The organism is Pseudomonas mosselii (assembly GCF_005796105.1).
GTDB lineage: Bacteria > Pseudomonadota > Gammaproteobacteria > Pseudomonadales > Pseudomonadaceae > Aquipseudomonas > Aquipseudomonas mosselii_C.
The window spans coordinates 1-19,663 of sequence record NZ_VAUO01000006.1; the positions used below are offsets into that span (position 1 = coordinate 1).

Annotated in this window: 22 protein-coding genes; 12 read left to right on the forward strand and 10 right to left on the reverse strand. The window is 62.9% G+C overall.

The genetic code is table 11. The annotated features are described in order from the left end of the window. The first annotated feature begins 131 nt into the window (after positions 1-131). A complete protein-coding gene (rhtA, locus tag FEM01_RS13805; RefSeq protein ID WP_138220050.1) occupies positions 132-1,019 on the forward strand; it encodes a threonine/homoserine exporter RhtA in 888 nt (295 codons plus the stop codon). Positions 1,020-1,204: 185 nt separating this feature from the next. After that, positions 1,205-1,483: a hypothetical protein gene (locus tag FEM01_RS13810; RefSeq protein ID WP_138220051.1), complete on the forward strand. Its 279-nt coding sequence runs from the start codon at positions 1,205-1,207 to the stop codon at positions 1,481-1,483. Between the two features lie 50 nt (positions 1,484-1,533). On the opposite strand, the gene FEM01_RS13815 is transcribed toward FEM01_RS13810, so the two are convergent. Together FEM01_RS13815 and FEM01_RS13820 are read right to left on the reverse strand one after the other, a co-directional pair. Further along, positions 1,534-3,342, reverse strand: coding sequence for an aminopeptidase P family protein (locus FEM01_RS13815; RefSeq protein WP_138220052.1), 1,809 nt, complete (start codon positions 3,340-3,342; stop codon positions 1,534-1,536). A gap of 239 nt (positions 3,343-3,581) precedes the next feature. After that, positions 3,582-3,950, reverse strand: coding sequence for an antibiotic biosynthesis monooxygenase (locus tag FEM01_RS13820; protein ID WP_138220053.1), 369 nt, complete (start codon positions 3,948-3,950; stop codon positions 3,582-3,584). A gap of 86 nt (positions 3,951-4,036) precedes the next feature. Between FEM01_RS13820 and soxR the strand changes: the two genes are divergently transcribed. After that, the gene (gene soxR / locus FEM01_RS13825) at positions 4,037-4,483 is read left to right on the forward strand and encodes a redox-sensitive transcriptional activator SoxR (protein ID WP_138220054.1); all 447 of its coding nucleotides are present in this window, start codon (positions 4,037-4,039) and stop codon (positions 4,481-4,483) included. A gap of 76 nt (positions 4,484-4,559) precedes the next feature. Next, positions 4,560-5,108 (forward strand): cysteine hydrolase family protein, encoded by a 549-nt coding sequence (locus FEM01_RS13830; protein ID WP_138220055.1) that lies wholly within the window; start codon positions 4,560-4,562, stop codon positions 5,106-5,108. 4 nt (positions 5,109-5,112) lie between these two features. Here FEM01_RS13830 and FEM01_RS13835 read toward each other — a convergent pair whose 3' ends face one another. After that, positions 5,113-5,676 carry a helix-turn-helix domain-containing protein gene (locus tag FEM01_RS13835; protein WP_138220056.1) on the reverse strand — a complete coding sequence of 188 codons (564 nt, stop codon included), beginning with the start codon at positions 5,674-5,676 and terminating at the stop codon, positions 5,113-5,115. An 84-nt stretch (positions 5,677-5,760) separates the two neighbouring features. Here FEM01_RS13835 and FEM01_RS13840 point away from each other — a divergent pair, with 84 nt between their 5' ends. From FEM01_RS13840 to FEM01_RS13870, 7 genes are all read left to right on the forward strand, one after another. Further along, positions 5,761-6,705 (forward strand): DMT family transporter, encoded by a 945-nt coding sequence (locus tag FEM01_RS13840; RefSeq protein WP_138220057.1) that lies wholly within the window; start codon positions 5,761-5,763, stop codon positions 6,703-6,705. A gap of 149 nt (positions 6,706-6,854) precedes the next feature. Continuing rightward, on the forward strand, positions 6,855-9,770 hold the full coding sequence (locus tag FEM01_RS13845; protein ID WP_138220058.1) for a monovalent cation/H+ antiporter subunit A: 2,916 nt from the start codon (positions 6,855-6,857) through the stop codon (positions 9,768-9,770). Then, positions 9,770-10,114 carry a Na+/H+ antiporter subunit C gene (locus FEM01_RS13850; protein ID WP_043213881.1) on the forward strand — a complete coding sequence of 115 codons (345 nt, stop codon included), beginning with the start codon at positions 9,770-9,772 and terminating at the stop codon, positions 10,112-10,114. Before FEM01_RS13845 ends, FEM01_RS13850 begins: the two co-directional genes overlap by 1 nt. Continuing rightward, the gene (locus FEM01_RS13855) at positions 10,111-11,790 is read left to right on the forward strand and encodes a monovalent cation/H+ antiporter subunit D (protein WP_138220059.1); all 1,680 of its coding nucleotides are present in this window, start codon (positions 10,111-10,113) and stop codon (positions 11,788-11,790) included. Before FEM01_RS13850 ends, FEM01_RS13855 begins: the two co-directional genes overlap by 4 nt. Further along, positions 11,787-12,275 carry a Na+/H+ antiporter subunit E gene (locus tag FEM01_RS13860; protein ID WP_138220060.1) on the forward strand — a complete coding sequence of 163 codons (489 nt, stop codon included), beginning with the start codon at positions 11,787-11,789 and terminating at the stop codon, positions 12,273-12,275. The genes FEM01_RS13855 and FEM01_RS13860 overlap by 4 nt, the downstream gene beginning before the upstream one ends. Beyond that, positions 12,272-12,550, forward strand: coding sequence for a K+/H+ antiporter subunit F (locus FEM01_RS13865; RefSeq protein WP_138220061.1), 279 nt, complete (start codon positions 12,272-12,274; stop codon positions 12,548-12,550). Before FEM01_RS13860 ends, FEM01_RS13865 begins: the two co-directional genes overlap by 4 nt. Next, on the forward strand, positions 12,547-12,912 hold the full coding sequence (locus tag FEM01_RS13870; protein WP_138220062.1) for a Na+/H+ antiporter subunit G: 366 nt from the start codon (positions 12,547-12,549) through the stop codon (positions 12,910-12,912). The genes FEM01_RS13865 and FEM01_RS13870 overlap by 4 nt, the downstream gene beginning before the upstream one ends. Positions 12,913-12,915: 3 nt before the next feature. Here the strand turns inward: FEM01_RS13870 and FEM01_RS13875 are convergent, their stop codons facing one another. Beyond that, complete coding sequence (locus FEM01_RS13875; protein ID WP_138220063.1) at positions 12,916-13,125, reverse strand: hypothetical protein; 210 nt, start codon at positions 13,123-13,125, stop codon at positions 12,916-12,918. Continuing rightward, complete coding sequence (locus FEM01_RS13880; protein ID WP_138220064.1) at positions 13,122-13,592, reverse strand: hypothetical protein; 471 nt, start codon at positions 13,590-13,592, stop codon at positions 13,122-13,124. Before FEM01_RS13880 ends, FEM01_RS13875 begins: the two co-directional genes overlap by 4 nt. Positions 13,593-13,907: 315 nt before the next feature. Here FEM01_RS13880 and FEM01_RS13885 point away from each other — a divergent pair, with 315 nt between their 5' ends. Next, the gene (locus tag FEM01_RS13885) at positions 13,908-14,093 is read left to right on the forward strand and encodes a hypothetical protein (RefSeq protein WP_138220065.1); all 186 of its coding nucleotides are present in this window, start codon (positions 13,908-13,910) and stop codon (positions 14,091-14,093) included. 9 nt (positions 14,094-14,102) lie between these two features. On the opposite strand, the gene FEM01_RS13890 is transcribed toward FEM01_RS13885, so the two are convergent. The 5 genes from FEM01_RS13890 to FEM01_RS13910 all read right to left on the reverse strand — a co-directional run bounded on the left by FEM01_RS13890 (position 14,103) and on the right by FEM01_RS13910 (position 19,661). Further along, positions 14,103-15,686, reverse strand: a complete 1,584-nt coding sequence (locus FEM01_RS13890; protein ID WP_240791759.1) for a methyl-accepting chemotaxis protein — start codon at positions 15,684-15,686, stop codon at positions 14,103-14,105. Between the two features lie 165 nt (positions 15,687-15,851). Then, a complete protein-coding gene (locus FEM01_RS13895; RefSeq protein WP_138220067.1) occupies positions 15,852-16,256 on the reverse strand; it encodes a TraR/DksA family transcriptional regulator in 405 nt (134 codons plus the stop codon). Positions 16,257-16,543: 287 nt separating this feature from the next. Next, on the reverse strand, positions 16,544-17,317 hold the full coding sequence (locus FEM01_RS13900; protein ID WP_138220068.1) for an enoyl-CoA hydratase: 774 nt from the start codon (positions 17,315-17,317) through the stop codon (positions 16,544-16,546). Positions 17,318-17,330: 13 nt separating this feature from the next. Continuing rightward, positions 17,331-18,458, reverse strand: a complete 1,128-nt coding sequence (locus tag FEM01_RS13905; RefSeq protein ID WP_138220069.1) for an acyl-CoA dehydrogenase — start codon at positions 18,456-18,458, stop codon at positions 17,331-17,333. Positions 18,459-18,467: 9 nt separating this feature from the next. Continuing rightward, positions 18,468-19,661 (reverse strand): acetyl-CoA C-acyltransferase, encoded by a 1,194-nt coding sequence (locus FEM01_RS13910; RefSeq protein WP_138220070.1) that lies wholly within the window; start codon positions 19,659-19,661, stop codon positions 18,468-18,470. Positions 19,662-19,663: the final 2 nt, after the last annotated feature.

Sequence of the window (19,663 nt, forward strand, 5' to 3'; positions counted from 1 at the left end):
TAAGGGGATCTGAAACCCCGTCAACCCTTATTTTCAAAATAAGCGCATTAATACCGCTCCTTGCGAATCATGGGGCAAATTGCGCACTATATTGCTCAATCGCACGAACAACCACGGACCCCTTCTTTATAATGAACACGCAAACGCGCAGCCTGACCGCCACACTCTTCCCCATCGGGCTGCTGCTGATCGCCATGGCATCCATCCAGTCGGGGGCTTCGCTGGCCAAGAGCATGTTTCCGATAGTGGGCGCTCAAGGCACAACTACGTTGCGACTGATCTTTGCCAGCATCATCATGCTCTTGCTACTGCGCCCTTGGCGCGCCCGCCTGGATGCCAGCACATTGCGCAGCGTGATTATCTACGGCATGGCCTTGGGCGGCATGAACTTCCTCTTCTATATGTCACTGCGCAGCGTACCTCTGGGCATTGCCGTCGCCCTGGAATTTACCGGCCCATTGACCGTCGCGCTGTTGGCGTCTCGACGGGCGCTTGACTTCGTGTGGATCGCCTTGGCCGTGGCCGGGCTGCTGCTGTTGATTCCCGTGGGCCAAGCCGGAGGCGGCATCGATCCGCTAGGCGCACTCTATGCACTGGGCGCGGGCGTGTGCTGGGCGCTTTACATTCTTTACGGGCAACGTGCCGGTGCCGAGAACGGTATCCAGACCGCAGCCCTGGGTGTGGTGATCGCGGCGTTGTTCGTGGCCCCGATCGGCATGCTGCATGCCGGCAGCGCCCTGCTGACTCCCGCATTGCTACCGGTGGCACTGGCAGTCGCGGTCCTCTCCACTGCACTGCCCTACAGCCTGGAAATGGTCGCCCTGACACGCATGCCCGCCCGCACCTTCGGTACATTAATGAGTATAGAACCGGCCTTCGGCGCCCTTTCTGGCCTGTTATTCCTCGGCGAGCAGCTAACCCTGTGGCAATGGCTAGCCATCCTCGCCATCATCACCGCGTCCGTGGGCGCAACACTGTCGATGAAGCGCGATGCAGTGCCGCCGATGGCGGCGGACTGACTTGAGAAATACTTTCATCTGCGCGCTTATGGTCTTGTACCCGCGCACAACGCTGCCTTAAGCTGTCACAAAATCATAATCAAGACGCTATCTACTTGGCTGCAAAGGGATGCAGGGGAAAATCAGGGAAGAGCCGAAGCGCTGACGACAGGTCCGATCAAGCAGTCGGGCCCATAAGGACAGGAATGAAACGTATTTTGCTCATCCTGGCCATCTTGGCCATAGCTGGATGTGCCGCGACAGCCAAGACCGAGGTCAAGCGCGGGAAAAAGGGCCTGCATATCAATTGCTCGGGGCTCTCTTCATCCTGGGACAAATGCTATGCCAAGGCTGACAGCGCCTGCAGCAAGGGCTATAAGGTCATTGCCCGCTCAGGCGACAGCGACGAAGAGCCAGGGGACTATATTTTCGGCATCAACCCGGCTGGCTACACCAGTCGTAGCATGATCGTGATCTGCAAGTAGAACGCACAAAGGGCAGCCAGCGGCTGCCCTCATTCGTCCACCCGCCACTATCAGATCGCCGCAGTGCGCTGCTCCAGCCATTGCAGCGCGTCACCGGACAACAATGGCGAGAGCCGCTCACGCACGGTCCAGTGATACCGATTCAACCAAGCAGTATCCTCGCGCCCGAGCAGCTCAGGGAGCAAGCAACGGGTATCGATGGGGCACAGAGTCAGCGTCTCGAACTCAAGGAAATCCCCAAAGGCACTGCTACCTGCCTCCCGATTGACCACTAGGTTCTCGATCCGCACGCCCCACTCTCCAGGCCGATAGGTTCCCGGCTCGATGGAACTGATCATCCCCGGCTGCATTGCCGTCTGGGGCGTGGCTGCGGCCTGGAAAGCGATGACCTGCGGCCCCTCGTGCACGTTCATGAAGTACCCCACGCCGTGCCCGGTACCATGTCCGTAGTCAACTTGATCCGCCCAGATCGGCGCTCGGGCAATCGCATCGAGCAAGGGCGATAGGATACCCCGCGGAAAACGCGCCCGCGACAGCGCGATCATGCCTTTGAGCACTCGGGTGCAATCGGCCTTCTGGGCCTTCGAAGGTTCGCCGATCGGCACCATTCGCGTGATATCGGTGGTGCCACCCAGGTACTGACCGCCCGAATCGATCAACAAAAGGCCGTCGCCTTCGATGACCGCGTGGGACTGTTCGGTCGCACGATAATGCGGCATCGCGCCATTGGCATTAAAAGCAGCAATGGTCGAAAAACTCAGGGATACAAAGCCCGGCCGGCGCGCACGCGCAGCGCTCAGGCGCTCGTCGATCGTCAATTCGGTAATGCGCTCCTGCCCCTGATGCGCCTCGAACCAGGCAAAAAACTCGCAAAGCGCCGCGCCATCCTGCTCCATCACCTGACGGATGTGCAGCAAATCCTCCTCCCCCTTGCGCGACTTGCTCAACGTGGTGGGGTTGATGCCCTCCACCCATCGCACGCCTTCATCGACACCGTCCAACAACCCACACGTGACCCGCGCCGGATCCAGCAACAGGCTACGACCTGATTCGATGGCGGCCAGGGCCTTGCCAATCTCTTCGTAACGGCGCACCTCGATACCGTCAGCGGCCAATACTTGGCGCAGATGATCATCGACTTTATCGGCTCCGACGAACAACAACGCCGCATCCTGGCTGATCAAAGCAAAGGCGACAAACACCGGATTGTAGGAAACATCGCTACCGCGCAGGTTAAACAACCAGGCGATGTCATCGAGGGTCGCGATGAAGTGCCAGTCAGCGCCCTTCTCACGCAGGGTCTGGCGCAGTATGGCGAGCTTTTCCGCACGATTGACCGTGGCATGAGGGCTCAGATGCTGATACACCGGGTTGGCAGGCAACGAAGGACGATCCGTCCATACCTGACCGAGCAGATCGAGATGCGTCAGCAGCCGCACATCGCGCGCCTTCAAACGCTCGCCCAACTGGCGCGCGGCTGCCAAGGCCAGCACCGCACCATCCACCGCCACGACACCATGGGCTGGCGCCTGCTCGCCCAACCACTCCAACGCGCCCGGCTGACCTGGCCGCTGCTTCATCAGCTCGATGCCACTGCCCTGCAACTCCTGCTCGGCTTGTTCCCAGTAGCGGCTGTCGACCCAAAGCCCGGCGAACTGCGCAGTCACCACCAAGGTTCCAACCGAACCGTGGAAGCCAGACAACCACTGACGCCCCTGCCAGTAACCGGGCAAGTACTCGGAGAGATGCGGGTCGGCCGACGGCACCAGCAGGGCATCGACACCCTCCCGAGCCATCACCTCGCGCAAACGCGCCAGGCGCGCCGGCACACTTTCCAGAAGGGGGGACTGACTGTTCATGCGCACTCCTGCGGGCTCATCTCGACGGATCCAGGCCATCGATAATGAAACACCCGGCCAGCGCTCGCAATCACGCAGGCGACATACAAGCGGGGTTTGCTGCATCAACGTCACCTACTGCCAATCAATTCCAATTAACGGGGGCTGAACACTTCTTTGCCGTTATGACTGAGCCATGCGCCTGCAACTGGCCACAAGCCTGAAGCGGCAATGAGTGGAAGAAGTTGATCGATACACGGCTATGCCCGAGCGCCAGCGACCTCACAGTGCAAGCCACCATCGGCGCCCCGCACCCAATTGCGCAAGGCCTGGTACGCCGAAAAATTTATGCCCCGCGCCTGGTGCTGGCTCAGCAGCGCCAGGAACGGCTCATCGGCGAACAGCGCACAAGCGCTCGTCCACGCCCGGCGCGAACGCCACTGCAACGACTGGAGCACCCGGCAACCATCATCGCTGGCCTGAATGCTCACGCTCTCCAAGCCCTCGCAACGCCGCGCCAGTTGCTCGCTGCGCGCCGCCAGAGCGTTGGCCAACTCGGCCTGGCGGGCAGGTGGCACGTCGTACTCGATCATTTGGGTAAACCACAGGGAATGGGCATTCGCCGTCATGGTACGTCTCCTCGCTCGTGGCAGTTGCAGCCTAGTGCCGCGCAGGTTAAAACCTTGAGTTAACTCAAGGTCAAGGATTTTCTCACATGCAGCTCATACCCAGCGCCGAGCGCCTGCTCAGTGTCGGCCAACTGGCCGCACGCAGCGGCGTAGCGGTGACGGCACTGCACTTCTATGAAACCAAGGGGCTGATCCACAGTACCCGCAACAGCGGCAACCAACGCCGCTATCCACGCGCGGCATTGCGCCGCGTAGCGGTGATCAAGATGGCCCAACGCCTGGGCATTCCCTTGGCCGATATCGCCCAGGCACTGGCGGCCCTGCCCCGCGACCACACCCCCACTGCCGAGGACTGGCAGCGCCTGTCGCAGCACTGGCGTGAAGACCTGAACCAGCGTATCGAGGCACTGAGCATGCTGCGCGAACAACTCGATGGCTGCATCGGCTGCGGCTGCCTGTCGCTCAAGGAGTGCCCGCTGCGCAACCATCAGGATCACTTGGCCGAGGAAGGGCCTGGCCCCCACCCCGGCTGACACTCACGCACCGCCAAGACGAAATGACTAGGCGTAGACCGGTAACCGTTCACCACGACCGCAATAGGAGACAAACATGAGCAAGCAGGCGCTAATCCTGATCGATATCCAGAATGACTACTTCCCAGGTGGCAAATGGGCCCTGCACGGTGCCGACGCCGCCGCTGACAACGCCGTGCGGCTGCTGGCCGCTGCCCGCGAGCGGGGCGATTTGGTGATCCACGTACGCCATGAGTTCGACAGCGCCGATGCGCCGTTCTTCGCCCCCGGTTCCCACGGCGCACAAATACATCCCAAGGTAACCCCCACCGACGGCGAAGCAGTGGTACTCAAGCATCAGGTCAACAGTTTTCGCGACACCAACCTCAAGCAACTGCTCGACCAACACGACGTCACCGCATTGACCCTTGCCGGCAGCATGAGCCACATGTGCATCGATGCCGCTGCCCGTGCTGCGGCCGATTTCGGCTACCAGGTAAGCGTGGCGCATGACGCCTGCGCCACCCTCGCACTGGATTTTGATAATAAACAGGTGGCGGCTGGCGACGTACACGCCTCGGCCATGGCCGCGCTGGCCTTTGCTTACGCCAGGGTGGCCAGCACCGACGAATTGCTCGACGACTGAAGGCTCAGATCACGACGTTGCGCACGAAGCGCACCGGCAGCACGCCATCGTTACGGTAGGCGTAGCGGCAATTGCTAGGGAACACATGGAATTGGCCGCTACATAGACGATGCTCGGTGTCCTCCACCAAGAGAGTCAACTGCCCTTCGGCGACGTAGATCTGTTCGCTCCAGCCGGCAGCATCCGCCTCACTGGCATAGTGCTCGCCAGGAGCCAGGGTCCATTCCCACAGCTCCACCTCGCGCCGTGCGATGCTGCTGCCCAGCAGTACCGCGCGGCTACCTGGGTGCTCGCCGGCCCAGGCCAGCTCGTCGATGCGACTCGGATCGCGCTGATCAGGCGCCTGGATCAGGGTGCTGAATGCAACGCCGAGGGCATCGGCAATCAGGTCGAGGGTGGTGAGGCTGACATTCTTTTCGCCCGCCTCGATCGCCACCAGCATCCTTCTGCTGACACCAGAGCGCTCAGCCAGGGCAGCCTGGCTCAGCCCGGCATCACCGCGCAGGCGACGGACATTCTGACTGACATGTTGCAGCACCGAGGCCCGGTGTAGGGAGTCTTTGTGCACTATATTGCTCACTTGCTAGGGTTGCGCAGTATACTGCACACTTTGCGGCGAATTGTGCGCCGCCCCTGTCGAGTACGCAAGGCCATGAATTACACCGCCCCAGGCAAGCCCGCCGTCACCTTCCGCCTGAGCAAGGCTGAACTGGTGCTGGTGTTCATCACCATGCTGTGGGGCGGCACGTTCCTCATCGTGCACAACGTCATGAGCGTCAGCGGCCCGATGTTCTTCGTCGGCCTGCGCTTCGCCGCCGCCGCACTGTTCGTCGGCCTGGTATCGGCGCGGGCGTTGCCGGGCTTGACCTTTACCGAACTCAAGGCAGGCCTGCTGATCGGCGTCACCATCATGCTCGGCTACGGCTTGCAGACGATGGGCCTGCAAACCATCAACAGCAGCCAGTCGGCGTTCATCACCGCACTCTACGTGCCGTTCGTACCGTTGCTACAGTGGCTAGTGCTGGGGCGTCGCCCGGGGTTGATGCCGAGCCTGGGTATCTGCCTGGCCTTCGTCGGCCTGATGCTGCTGGCAGGCCCCGAAGGTGGGACCTTGCACTTCAGCGAAGGTGAACTGGTGACCTTGGTCAGCGCCGTGGCCATCGCTGCCGAGATCATTCTGATCAGTCGCTACGCAGGCCACGTAGATGTCCGTCGGGTCACCGTGGTCCAACTGACCACCGCGTCGGCGCTGGCCTTCCTGATGATCGTGCCGACTCAGGAGCGCCTGCCCGAGTTTTCCTGGCTGCTTATGGGCAGCGCCATCGGCCTAGGTGCGATGAGCGCGGTGATCCAAGTGGCGATGAACTGGGCGCAGCAGTCCGTTTCGCCGACCCGCGCCACCTTGATCTACGCCGGCGAGCCGGTCTGGGCCGGAGTGGTCGGGCGCCTCGCCGGTGAGCGACTGCCCGGCGTGGCGCTGCTCGGCGGCGTACTGATCGTCATGGCGGTGGTGATCAGCGAACTGAAAGTGCGGCGCGCAAGCAAGGCCAGCACGCGTGTCGAGGGCGATGCCCCTGAGCGCGAAGCGGGTCGGTGAATCCCTCGGTTCCCGCTATGCTTTGTAAAAAGCTGTTATAAAAAAACACCTTGTCACAGCGCATTTGTAGGATTTCGCAACCGCTTGCGTGTTGGTGATCCCCCACCCGGCACGTATGATCCTTGACAAACTTTTCAGATCAGAACGCTATGTCATTGATTGTGCTATTGCTTCTTCCCTTCGTGGGCAGTTGCCTGGCGGCCGTCCTGCCGCACAACGCACGTAACGCCGAATCCATCCTGGCCGGGCTCGTCGCGCTGGTGGGTACCGTGCAGGTGGCGTTGATGTACCCACAGGTCGCCCATGGTGGCGTCATCCGTGAAGAGTTCCTCTGGCTGCCGAGCCTGGGCATGAACCTGGTCCTGCGCATGGACGGCTTCGCCTGGCTGTTCAGCCTGCTGATCATGGGCATCGGCACATTGGTGTCGCTCTACGCGCGCTACTACATGTCGCCACAAGACCCAGTACCACGCTTCTTCGCCTTTTTCCTGGCATTCATGGGCGCCATGCTCGGGCTGGTGATCTCGGGCAACCTGATCCAACTGGTGTTCTTCTGGGAACTCACCAGCCTGTTCTCATTCTTGCTGATCGGTTACTGGCATCACCGTGCCGACGCGCGCCGCGGCGCCTACATGGCATTGATGGTCACCGGCGCGGGTGGACTGTGCCTGCTGGTCGGCGCACTGCTGCTCGGCCATGTAGTCGGAAGCTATGACCTGGACAAGGTGCTGGCCGCCGGCGACCTGATTCGCCAGCACGCCCTGTACCCGGTCTTGCTGCCTCTGATCCTGGTCGGTGCACTGAGCAAGAGCGCGCAGTTCCCGTTCCAGTTCTGGCTGCCCCACGCCATGGCCGCGCCGACCCCGGTTTCTGCTTACCTGCACTCGGCAACCATGGTCAAAGCCGGGGTGTTCCTGCTCGCACGCCTATGGCCGGTGCTGTCGGGGAGCGAGGAGTGGTTCTGGATCGTCGGTGGCGCCGGTGCCGCCACGTTGTTGCTGGGCGCCTTCGCGGCGATGTTCCAGAACGACCTCAAGGGCCTGCTGGCCTACTCGACCATCAGCCACCTGGGCCTGATTACCCTGCTGCTGGGCCTCAATAGCCCACTGGCCGCAGTCGCGGCGGTATTCCACATTCTCAACCACGCCACGTTCAAGGCCTCGCTGTTCATGGCCGCGGGCATCATCGACCACGAGAGCGGTACCCGTGACATCCGCCGTCTCAGCGGCCTGTTCCGACTGGTGCCGTTCACCGCCACCCTGGCCATGGTGGCCAGCGCCTCGATGGCCGGGGTGCCATTGATGAACGGTTTCCTCTCCAAGGAGATGTTCTTCGCCGAAACCGTGTTCATCAGCTCCACCGCCTGGGTCGAAGCCGCACTGCCAGTCATTGCCACCCTGGCCGGCACCTTCAGCGTGGCGTACGCGCTGCGCTTCACGGTCGATGTGTTCTTCGGGCCCACCGCTCAAGACTTGCCTCACATCCCCCACGAGCCGCCGCGCTGGATGCGTGCTCCGGTTGAACTGCTGGTTCTCACTTGCCTGGTGGTCGGTATCTTCCCCGCGCAATCGGTAGGCCCTCTACTAGCCGCCGCCGCATTACCAGTGGTCGGTGGCACCCTACCTGAATACAGCCTGGCCATCTGGCATGGCTGGAACGCACCGCTGATCATGAGCTTGATCGCCATGAGCGGTGGCATTGCGCTCTACCTGGTGTTGCGCAAGCAGTTCCAGCGCGGTCGCTTCGCCTACCCGCCACTGATCGAGCGTTTCAACGGCAAGCGCTTGTTCGAACACGGCCTGGTACGCCTGATGCTGCTCGCGCGGCACATCGAGCGGGTGTTGACCACTCGCCGCCTGCAAAAGCAACTGTTCATGCTGGTGCTGGCGGCCTTCATCGCCGGCCTCACCCCGTTGCTGTACACCGGCCTGAGCTGGGGCGAGCGACCTAAGATCCCGGGTTCCGGGGTGTTCGTCGCGCTCTGGCTGATCGCCATTGCCTGTGCCATCGGCGCGGCCTACCAGGCCAAGTACCACCGTCTCGCGGCGCTGATCATGGTCAGCGTGTGCGGCCTGATGACCTGCATCACCTTCGTCTGGTTCTCGGCCCCTGACCTGGCCCTCACGCAACTGGCCGTGGAGGTGGTGACCACCGTCTTGCTGCTGCTCGGGCTACGCTGGCTGCCCCGGCGTATCGAAGGCGTCTCGCCACTGCCAGGCAGCCAGGACCGCGCCCGCCTGCGCCGCTTGCGTGACTTGGTGCTGGCGGTACTGGTCGGCGGCGGCATGGCGTTGCTGTCATATGCGATGCTGACCCGACAGACCCCCAACGACATCTCCTCGTTCTACCTCAGCCGCGCCCTGCCCCAAGGCGGTGGCACCAACGTGGTCAACGTCATGCTGGTGGACTTCCGTGGCTTCGACACCCTGGGCGAAGTCACGGTGCTGGTGGCCGTAGCGCTGACCGTGTTCGCCCTGCTACGCCGCTTCCGCCCACCGAAGGAGAGCATGCAGTTACCGGCCCAGCAACGCCAGTTGGCGCCAGACGTGGTCACCGACCTGGTCAACCCGCGTCATGCCACCGACACCGCGTTGGGCTTCATGATGGTTCCGGCCGCGCTGGTACGCCTGCTGCTGCCGATCGCCCTACTGGTTTCGATGTACCTGTTCATGCGTGGCCACAACCAACCCGGCGGCGGCTTCGTCGCAGGCCTGGTGATGTCGGTGGCGTTCATCCTCCAGTACATGGTCGCGGGCACCCAATGGGTCGAGGCACAGATGAGCCTGCGCCCGCTGCGCTGGATGGGTACCGGCTTGCTCTGCGCAACGCTCACCGGCGCCGGTGCGATGCTGCTCGGCTACCCGTTCCTGACCACCCACACCGCCCATTTGCAACTACCGCTGCTCGGTGACGTGCACGTCGCCAGCGCACTGTTCTTCGACATCGGCGTGTTCAGCGTGGTGGTCGGCTCGACCCTGCTCATCCTCACCGCACTGGCTCACCAGTCGGTACGTGCCTATCGGCCCGGTAACCCCGCCAAGTCCAGCCAAGCAGGAGCCGCCTGATGGAAGAAGTCATCGCAGTCGCCATCGGTGTACTCGCCGCCTCCGGGGTCTGGTTGATCCTGCGCCCACGCACCTACCAGGTGATCATGGGTCTGTGCCTGCTGTCGTACGGGGTCAACCTGTTCATCTTCAGCATGGGCAGCCTGTTCATCGGCAAGGAACCGATCATCAAGGAAGGCGTCACCCAGGATCTTCTGCATTACACCGACCCACTGCCCCAGGCCCTGGTGCTCACCGCCATTGTCATCAGTTTTGCGATGACCGCGTTGTTCCTGGTCGTGCTGCTGGCCTCGCGCGGCCTCACGGGCACCGACCATGTCGATGGCCGGGAGCGTGAGGAATGAGTGGCCTGAACCAACTGATCATCGCACCAATTCTGCTGCCGCTGCTCACCGCTGCCTTGATGCTGCTGATCGGCGAAAAGCACCGCTGGATGAAGGCCCGCCTGAATTTGCTGTCCACGTTCGCCGGCCTGGCGATTGCCGTATCGCTGCTGATCTGGGTGCGCAACCAGGGCCAGGCCGAGTCGATTGGGGTCTACCTGCCCGGCAACTGGGCTGCACCCTTTGGCATCGTGCTAGTGGTCGACCACCTCTCGGCGCTGCTGCTGGTGCTGACCGGCATTGTCGGCAGTTGTGCCCTGCTGTTCGCCCGCGCCCGCTGGGATGGCGCCGGCGCCAGTTTCCATGCACTGTTCCAGATCCAGTTGATGGGCCTGTACGGCGCCTTCCTCACCGCCGACTTGTTCAACCTGTTCGTGTTCTTCGAAGTGCTGCTGGCGGCCTCCTACGGTTTGCTACTGCACGGCTCGGGCCGCGCGCGGGTCAAGGCCGGTCTGCACTACATCGCTGTCAATCTGTTTGCCTCATCGTTATTCCTAGTGGGCGCGGCAATGCTCTATGGGGTGACCGGCACCCTCAACATGGCCGACCTCGCCTTGAAGATCCCGCTGGTGCCGGAAGCCGACCGTGGCCTGCTGCACGCCGGTGCAGCGATCCTGGCCATGGCATTCCTGGCCAAGGCCGGTATCTGGCCGCTGAACTTCTGGCTGGTACCGGCATACTCCTCGGCCAGTGCGCCGGTGGCGGCCCTATTCGCGATCATGACCAAGGTTGGGCTGTACGCCGTGCTGCGTCTGTGGAGCCTGCTGTTCTCCGGGCAAGCAGGTGCGTCGGCGCACTTTGGTGGCGACTGGCTGGTGTACGGCGGCTTGGCGACACTGGCCATCGCAGCGGTATCGATCCTCGCGGCCCAACGCCTGGAGCGTCTGGCCGCGCTGAGCATCCTGGTGTCGGCCGGCACCCTGCTGGCGGCGGTGGGCTTCGGCCAGCCGCTGCTCACAGGCGCGGCACTGTTCTACCTGGCAAGCTCGACCCTGGCGCTGTGCGCGCTATTCCTGCTGGCCGAGCTGGTGGAGCGTTCGCGCTCAGCCAACGAAGCACCGCTGGAGGACGAAGAAGGCGCGATGCCGTCACCGCTCGAATCGCTGCACCCGCCCAAAGGCATCAACCTGGACGACGAGCAGAAAGCCGTGATCGGCCAGATCATTCCCTGGACCATGGCGTTTCTCGGCTTGAGCTTCATCGCCTGCGCACTGCTGATCATCGGCATGCCGCCGCTGTCGGGTTTCATCGGCAAGCTCAACCTGATCAGTGCACTGTTCAACCCGCAGGGCCTGGGCATGGCCCCGACGCAATCGCTCGGCGCCGCAGGCTGGGTCCTGGTGACCCTGCTGCTGTTGTCAGGCATGGCAGCGCTGATCGCTTTTGGCCGGGTCGGCATCCAGCGCTTCTGGAAGCCCGAAGAACGCCCCTCGCCCCTGCTGCGCCGCTACGAGTGCCTTCCCATCGTCATTCTGCTGAGCCTGTGCGTCTTCCTCAGCCTCAAAGCCGAACCACTGCTGCGCTATACCCAAGACACCGCAGCCGGCCTGCAGGCACCGGACGCCTATATCAACGCTGTCATGGCCACCCGCCCCCTGCCCGGCCCGACCACCGCCAATGCCGAGGTCCAGCCATGAATCGCCTGTTTCCGGCTCCGCTGCTGTCGCTTTCGCTGTTCGCGCTGTGGCTGCTGCTAAATCTCTCGGTGAGCCCCGGTAACCTGCTGCTGGGCACAGCCCTGGGCGTTCTGGCGCCGGTCCTGATGGCGCCGCTGCGTCCGCAGCATGCCCACGTACGCCGCCCATGGGTCATCGCCAAGCTAATTGGCCGGGTGGGCCTGGACGTGATCGTGTCGAACCTGCAGGTAGCGCGCGGCGTGCTGCGTGCCCACCGCCACCCACCACGCTCGGCCTTCATCCACATCCCACTGCAACTGCGCGACGCCCACGGCTTGGCCGCACTGTCGATGATTACCACAGTGGTGCCGGGTACTGTCTGGTCGGAGCTGGCACTGGACCGCAGCGTCCTGCTCCTGCACGTGTTCGACCTGCAAGACGAAGCCGCTTTCATCGAGCACTTCAAGCACACCTACGAACGCCCGCTGATGGAGATATTCGAATGAGCGGCCTGTTGACCAACGCCGTCCTCGCCAGCCTGTTCATCTTCGCCCTGGCGATGGGGCTGGCCCTGATCCGGCTATTCCGCGGCCCGTCGGCCCAGGACCGGGTACTGGCACTGGACTATCTGTATATCCTGGGCATGTTGATGATGCTGGTGCTAGGGATCCGCTACGCCAGTGACACCTACTTCGAAGGGGCGTTGCTGATCGCCCTGTTCGGCTTCGTCGGCTCGTTCGCCCTGGCCAAGTTCCTGCTGCGTGGCGAGGTGATCGAATGAACGAATCCGTGCAACTGCCGTTCTGGCTGGAGCTGTCTGTAGCCGCCTTGCTGCTGTTCGGCAGCCTGTTCGCGCTGATCGGCGCCATCGGTCTGGTGCGGCTGAAGGACTACTTCCAGCGCATGCATCCACCGGCACTGGCCTCGACCATCGGTGCGTGGTGCGTCGCGCTGGCGTCGATCCTGTACTTCTCGGCCCTCAAGCAAAGCCCCGTGCTGCACGCCTGGCTGATCCCGATCCTGCTGTCGATCACCGTCCCGGTGACCACGCTGCTACTCGCACGGGCAGCGCTGTTTCGCAAGCGCACCAGTGGCGAAGACGTACCCGATGAGGTCAGCAGCGGTCGCGACCGCGGCAACTGATGCTCAGCCCTGGTTCAACTGCTCCAGTTCACGGCGCACCATCGCCGCGAACGGCGCAGGGCTGAGCGCATAGAGCTGCCCAGCCACCCAGGTCAACCACCCGCCCTGCAGCGCTTCACGGCGCGACAACAAGTACTGGGCCAACTCGCGGGCCGCGGCCTGATGCTCGCGGTGAAATGCGGCCCGCGAATGCGCCAGCGAAGGCGCACTCATTCGCTGGCCTTGAACGTAGTCAGCTCACCCTTGCGCCATTTCGCGACCTTGCCCGTGACGGCCTTGAGCAGTTTGCCCAGACCTTCCGGCACTTGCTGCTGCGCTGCGAACACCAGCATCACACCCTGCCCTTCGCGGAACACGATGCCGTCACCTTCCGCGACAGATACAAACGCGTAGTCGCCCTGGCCGTAGACATTGAACTTGATATCGCGAAAACGCAGCTCCAGTTTCCCACCTTCGCGGCTGGGCAACACGGCGGCGCGGAAGTGGTCGCCCACTTTCAGCTCCAGACGTTGCTTATCATCGACCACCATCGCCTCATCGGTGTCGATTTCGGCCATGTAAAGGCCGTCGGGATTCTGCTCGGTGACGTAGACGAAACGTCCCTGGAACAACTTGACCAACTTGGCGCGCAGGTCGCCCAAGGCGAACAGGGCATGTGTGTCGAGAGTACTGACTGCCAATGAAAAGCTCCTCACATCAATTGCAACCGGCCACCGTCCTGCGCCTGATCGCGCAAGGTGGTCGTCACTTCAATTCAAAGCCGGGTAGGCCCCGGGACCTGCCGACGGAGCATCCATGCGGTACGACCCAGGGGACAACCCGGAAGTACTTCTCCCGTCCATCTCCCCAGTGCACGCGGTACGCTTCGACAGGATTCGGTAACAAGGATACGTAATGCCTGACGGCCAAACGCCAGGAAAAAAGCGGCAGACAACCTCAGCTCCGTCGACAGAACGGGGCCGCGATCTTCAGATACGCATTACAGGGAGATGAATATGCACGAAAACACCGAAACCCGTCGAGAGGCGCGGAGCATTTCCTGCGCTCGCGCGCCTCGTTTTACCGTTGTCCCCGCCGGAGTCGCCTTCTATCACATCACCGACCGCATCACCGGCCGGGTCAAAGGTTTTCGCAGACATCACGTCGATGCCTGCGCATTGGCCCGCCAATTGGAGCGCTGATCGCGCCCTTCAGTCCAATCCAGGCTCGGGGCGATAGCCCAGACGCAGGCCGCCCCAGTGCTGGCCCTGGACGAAGATCGGCACCGACAGATCGTGCATCAGTTCCCCAGTATCGCGGGTGTAGGTCTGCAACAACACCCGCTGCTGATGGCTACCACAGCGAATGCCGGTACGGTCGTCGAAACAGCGCTTGCTGCGATTGTAGGCCGTGTCGTGCTGCAGCTCCCCGGTCAGCGGTTGGTTGAACGCATTGTTGTGGGTCGGCACATAACCCTGCGGCGTGCAGGCAATGGCATACACCAGCCCCTCATGCTGCTGCAGCAACGGCTCCTGAATGTCCGGTAACACCCCATCGGTATAGCGATCGAAACGCGTCGTGAAGCGCGGCGGCTGCATCTGGGGAATGGGGCGGTACTGACGATCGAACAGATCCGCCAAACTCACGACGCCCTGCTCGATGTCAGCTTCGAAGCGTTCGCCGATCTGCCGGGCACCGGCCTGGGCCAGCTCGAACACACGCTGGTGATAGGCATCCAGGCCAACCTCGGCCAAGCGTTCGCTGAGGCGCTCCACCTGTCCTTCCATTTGCACGGCAGCCTTGGCCAGCCGCTGGGTCTGCTGCTCGCTCACCGCCAGGTCGCCGCGCACCTGAGCCACCGCCTGAAACAACGTATCGAGTTGGTCACGATTGGTTTCGGTGCCGCCGGCAATCTCGCTGACCTGACACTCGACCGAGGCGACCAGCTCGGCGATCTGCGTCAGCTGGCCGCCCGTATGCTCTACCTGCTCGACACCACTGCCCAGGTCGTCCGCCAGTTCACGGATCTGCGCCACGACCTGCGCGGTGCGCGTCTGAATATCCGCGACCATCTGCCCCACCTCTTCGGTAGCGCTGGCAGTGCGCCCAGCCAAGCCCCTCACCTCGTCAGCGACGACGGCAAAACCCCGGCCATGCTCGCCCGCACGCGCGGCCTCGATGGCCGCGTTAAGGGCCAGCAGGTTGGTCTGACTGGCGATCGCCTGGATCACCAAGGTGACCCGGGCGATATCCTCACTGCGCTGGTGCAGGGCCTCGATCAGCTCTCGGCTGGCCGTGGCACGCTGGCTAAGTTGGTGCATGCGCTGGATCGACTCGCCCAGCACTGCGCTTCCGGTCAGGCTGCTGCCGTGGGCCGAACGCGCTGCGGCCAGCGCCTGCTGGCTGAGTTGAGCACTGGCTTTCTCGGTGGTGATCATGGCCTCGGCACTGCCGACGATCTCCTGGGCCGCCCCCAACTGCGACTGCACCCGGGCAGCCAATTGCTGAGCAGCGTGCGCCACGGCGGCGGCCGACAGGGCATTGTGGCTAGTACCCCGAGCCAACTGGCGGATCAGGTCGTCGTGTCCGGCAACCTCGACCTGCGCCGCAGACGCAGGCGTCTTTCGCCACCGGGGCAACCACAGCACGATCAACGCCAGGGGGACAGCCAGGTACAGTGCCTGCTCGACGAGCGCCGTCAGGCAGAGCAGCGCGCACAGGGCCAGGCCCTGCAGCAGGGCAACGCCACGCGCCGGCTGGGCGAATTCGACAGGCGGCAGAGTTCCTTCTCGCATCATCGTGATCATCCATCTGTGTGTCGTTATTGTGACGCCATTAAACGCCACTATAAAGCCACTATCCATAGCCGACTGGATGGACGACTCCGTCGCTTGATGCAAGGCAATAAAGCACGAAGGCCCCAGGGATCGCTCCATGGGGCCTTCGCAAGGGGTGCCGAGTCAGACTTGCCGCTGGTGGCGGTCGAGTTGCTCGTGGCGCTCCTGGGCTTCGATGCAGTACTTGGTAGTCGGGCTGATCAGCAGGCGCTTCAGGCCAATCGGCTCACCGCTGTCGTCGCACCAGCCGAAGCTTTCGTCACCGATACGGTCCAGAGCCATCTCCAGTTGCGGCAGCAGGCGCTGATCGCGGTCGATGGCATTGACCAGCCAAGTGCGCTCTTCCTCGACCGAGGCGACGTCAGCCGGATCCGACGGGGTATCCAGGCCTTCGATGGCTGTGCGGTTGAGTTCGATGCGCTCATGCGTCTCGACTTTCATCGCTTGCAGCAGCGCGGTGAAGAACGCGAGCTGCTCGGCGTTCATGTAGTCATCGGCCGACATGGCCAGCAACTGTTCCTTGGTCATCGATTTCTCTATGAAAAAATGTGCATTGGGGCGATTCAGGTGCCGCCGTCGATTCACTCGCCAGCAGCGGAATACGTCAAGCGCCAACCGGCACTCTTTTACAGGGGGCCGAAGTCTAAGGTGCCAAGCCGCGACGGGCAACAGAAATGAAGGTCGATTTGACCGAAATAGCCAGGAATCTGCTCGCTGGTCGAGCGGGTGCAGCAGCCCAAGGAGGGTGCCGCAGGCGCACAGCGCCCTGCGGCCAGGGGTCTGCTGTGGGCCGTCGGCATAGCCGACGTGGCCCTTCAACGATCCTTGAATTGCGCTTCGCGCTTGGCAATGAAGGCCGCCATGCCTTCTTTCTGGTCTTCGGTGGCGAACGCGGCGTGGAACACTCGCCGCTCGAAGCGCACCCCCTCGCTCAGGGTGACTTCAAAGGCACGGTTGACGCTCTCCTTGACCATCATGCTGACCGGGATCGACTTGCTCGCGATGCTCGCGGCCACCTTCAGCGCCTCCTCCAGCAAATCGGCCTGCGGCACCACGCGGGCCACCAGGCCGGAGCGCTCGGCCTCCTCGGCGCCCATCAAACGGCCGCTCAGGCATAACTCCATGGCTTTGGCCTTGCCCACCGCACGGGTCAACCGTTGGGTGCCGCCCATGCCCGGCAGTACGCCAAGGTTGATCTCCGGTTGGCCGAACTTGGCGTTGTCGGCGGCGAGAATGAAGTCGCACATCATCGCCAGCTCACAGCCACCGCCCAAGGCGAAACCTGCCACGGCGGCAATGATCGGCTTGCGCCGGTTGGCGATGCGGTCGGCGTCGCTGAACAGGTCGTCGACGTAGATCTGCGGGTATTGCAGCTCGGCCATTTCCTTGATGTCGGCACCGGCGGCGAACGCTTTGGCCGAGCCAGTCAGCACAACGCAACCGATGTTTGGATCACGTTCGAGCTGATCCAGGGCCAGGTTGATCTCGCGCACGATCTGCGCATTCAGGGCATTGAGCGCCTGGGGGCGGTTGAGCGTGATCAAACCGACCTTGCCGTGAATGTCCAACAGGATGCTTTCGAATGCCATGCAGGCTGCTCCTTCAAAGGTTGCGCGCAATAACCATGCGCTGAATATCGCTGGTGCCTTCGTAAATCTGGCAAACCCGCACGTCGCGATAGATGCGAGCCAACGGGAAGTCGCTCAGATAGCCATAACCCCCAAGGGTCTGCAAGGCATCCGAACAGACCTTTTCGGCCATTTCCGAGGCAAACAGCTTAGCCATCGAAGCCTCTACCAAGGCTGGACGCCCTGCGTCGCGCAGTGCCGCAGCATGCAGCACCATCTGCCGGGCCACGGCGATGCGAGTAGCCATATCGGCCAGACGGAAGGCCACCGCCTGGTGCTCGATCAACACCTTACCGAAACTCTGGCGCTCTTGGGCGTAGTCGCGAGCAACCTCGAATGCCGCACGGGCCATGCCCACTGCCTGCGATGCGATGCCGATACGCCCACCCTCAAGGTTGGCCAGGGCAATCTTGTAACCCTGCCCTTCCTCGCCCAGGCGGTTGGCCACCGGCACGCGCACATTGTCGAAGACGATTTGGCAGGTGTCGGAGGCATGCTGGCCGAGCTTGTTCTCGACCCGCGCGACCTGATAGCCGGGAGAGTCGGTCGGCACGATGAACGCGCTGATGCCACGCTTGCCGGCGTCAGGATCGGTGACGGCAAAGACGATCACCACCCCGGCGTTCTGACCGGAGGTGATGAACTGCTTGCTGCCATTGAGCACATAATGATCGCCGTCAAGGCGTGCGCGGGTCTTCAGGCTGCTGGCGTCGGAGCCGGCCTGGGGCTCGGTGAGGGCAAACGCGCCGAGCATCGCGCCGCTGGCCAGCGGCGCAAGAAACTGCTGCTTTTGCGCCTCGTTGCCGAACTTGAGGATCGGTACGCAACCTACCGAGTTGTGCACGCTCATGATGGTCGAGCAGGCGCCGTCACCGGCGGCGATCTCTTCGAGGGCCATCGCATAGGCCACGTAACCGGTATCACTGCCCCCGTAAGCCTCAGGCACCAGCATACCGAACAGCCCCAGCGCGGCCATTTCTGCGATGGCCTGCTTGGGAAAGCGGTGTTCCTTGTCCCACTGTTCGGCGAAGGGTTTCAGGCGCTCTTGGGCAAAATCGCGCACGGCATCGGCGATCTGTTGTTGCTCATCAGTTACCAGCATGGTTCCACCTCAATACACGCATTCGAGCGCCATGGCCGTGGCCTCGCCACCGCCAATGCAGATGGCGGCCACGCCACGGCGCAAGTTGTTCTGGCGCAGTGCCGACAGCAGGGTCACCAGAATGCGCGCACCCGAGGCGCCAATCGGGTGACCCAGGGCACAGGCGCCGCCGTGGATGTTGACCTTGTCATGGGGCAGGTCGAGCTGCTGCATGGTCGCCAGGGTGACCACCGCGAACGCTTCGTTGATCTCGAACAAGTCGACCTCGCCCAGGTTCCAACCCGTGCGCTGCATCAGCTTGTCGATCGCCCCGATTGGCGCGGTGGGGAACAATGCCGGAGTGTCGGCAAACGCGGCATGTCCGTGGATCACCGCCAAGGGCGTAAGCCCGCGCTTTTGCGCTTCGCTGCGGCGCATCAGCACCAGGGCGGCGGCGCCATCGGAGATCGAGCTGGCGTTGGCAGCAGTGACCGTACCGCCTTCACGAAACGCCGGCCTGAGTTGCGCGATCTTGTCCAGGCGTGCCTTGGGTGGCTGCTCGTCATCACTGACGAGTCGACTCTGCTTGCCCTCGGTGACCTCCACCGGAACGATCTCGGCAGCGAAGCGACCGCTGGCGATCGCTTGCTGGGCACGGGTCAGGGAGGCAATGGCGAAAGCGTCCTGGGCCTCGCGGCTGAAGCCGCGCTGCTGCGCGCAGTCTTCAGCGAAGGTGCCCATCAGCCGGCCTTTGTCGTAAGCATCTTCCAGGCCATCCATGAACATATGGTCGATGATCTTGCCGTGGCCCATGCGATAGCCACCACGGGCCTTGTCCAGCAGGTACGGCGCGTTGCTCATGCTTTCCATGCCGCCGGCGACGATCACCTCGGCGCTGCCGACCAGCAACTGATCGTGAGCCATGATTGCCGCCTGCATCCCCGAGCCGCACATTTTGTTGAGGGTGGTGCAGGTGGTGTGCTTGCCAAGCCCGGCGCCGAGTGCTGCCTGGCGCGCCGGTGCCTGGCCCTGCCCTGCCGGCAGTACGCAGCCGAACAGCACCTGGTCGACGCTGGCGGCATCGATGCCGGCACGCTCGACCGCAGCGCGGATTGCTGCGCTGCCCAACTGCGGCGCGGTCAGGCTCTTGAGATCGCCCTGCAAGCCGCCCATGGGCGTGCGTACCGCGCTGACGATGACGATGGGGTCGTGGGTGAGAGTCATGT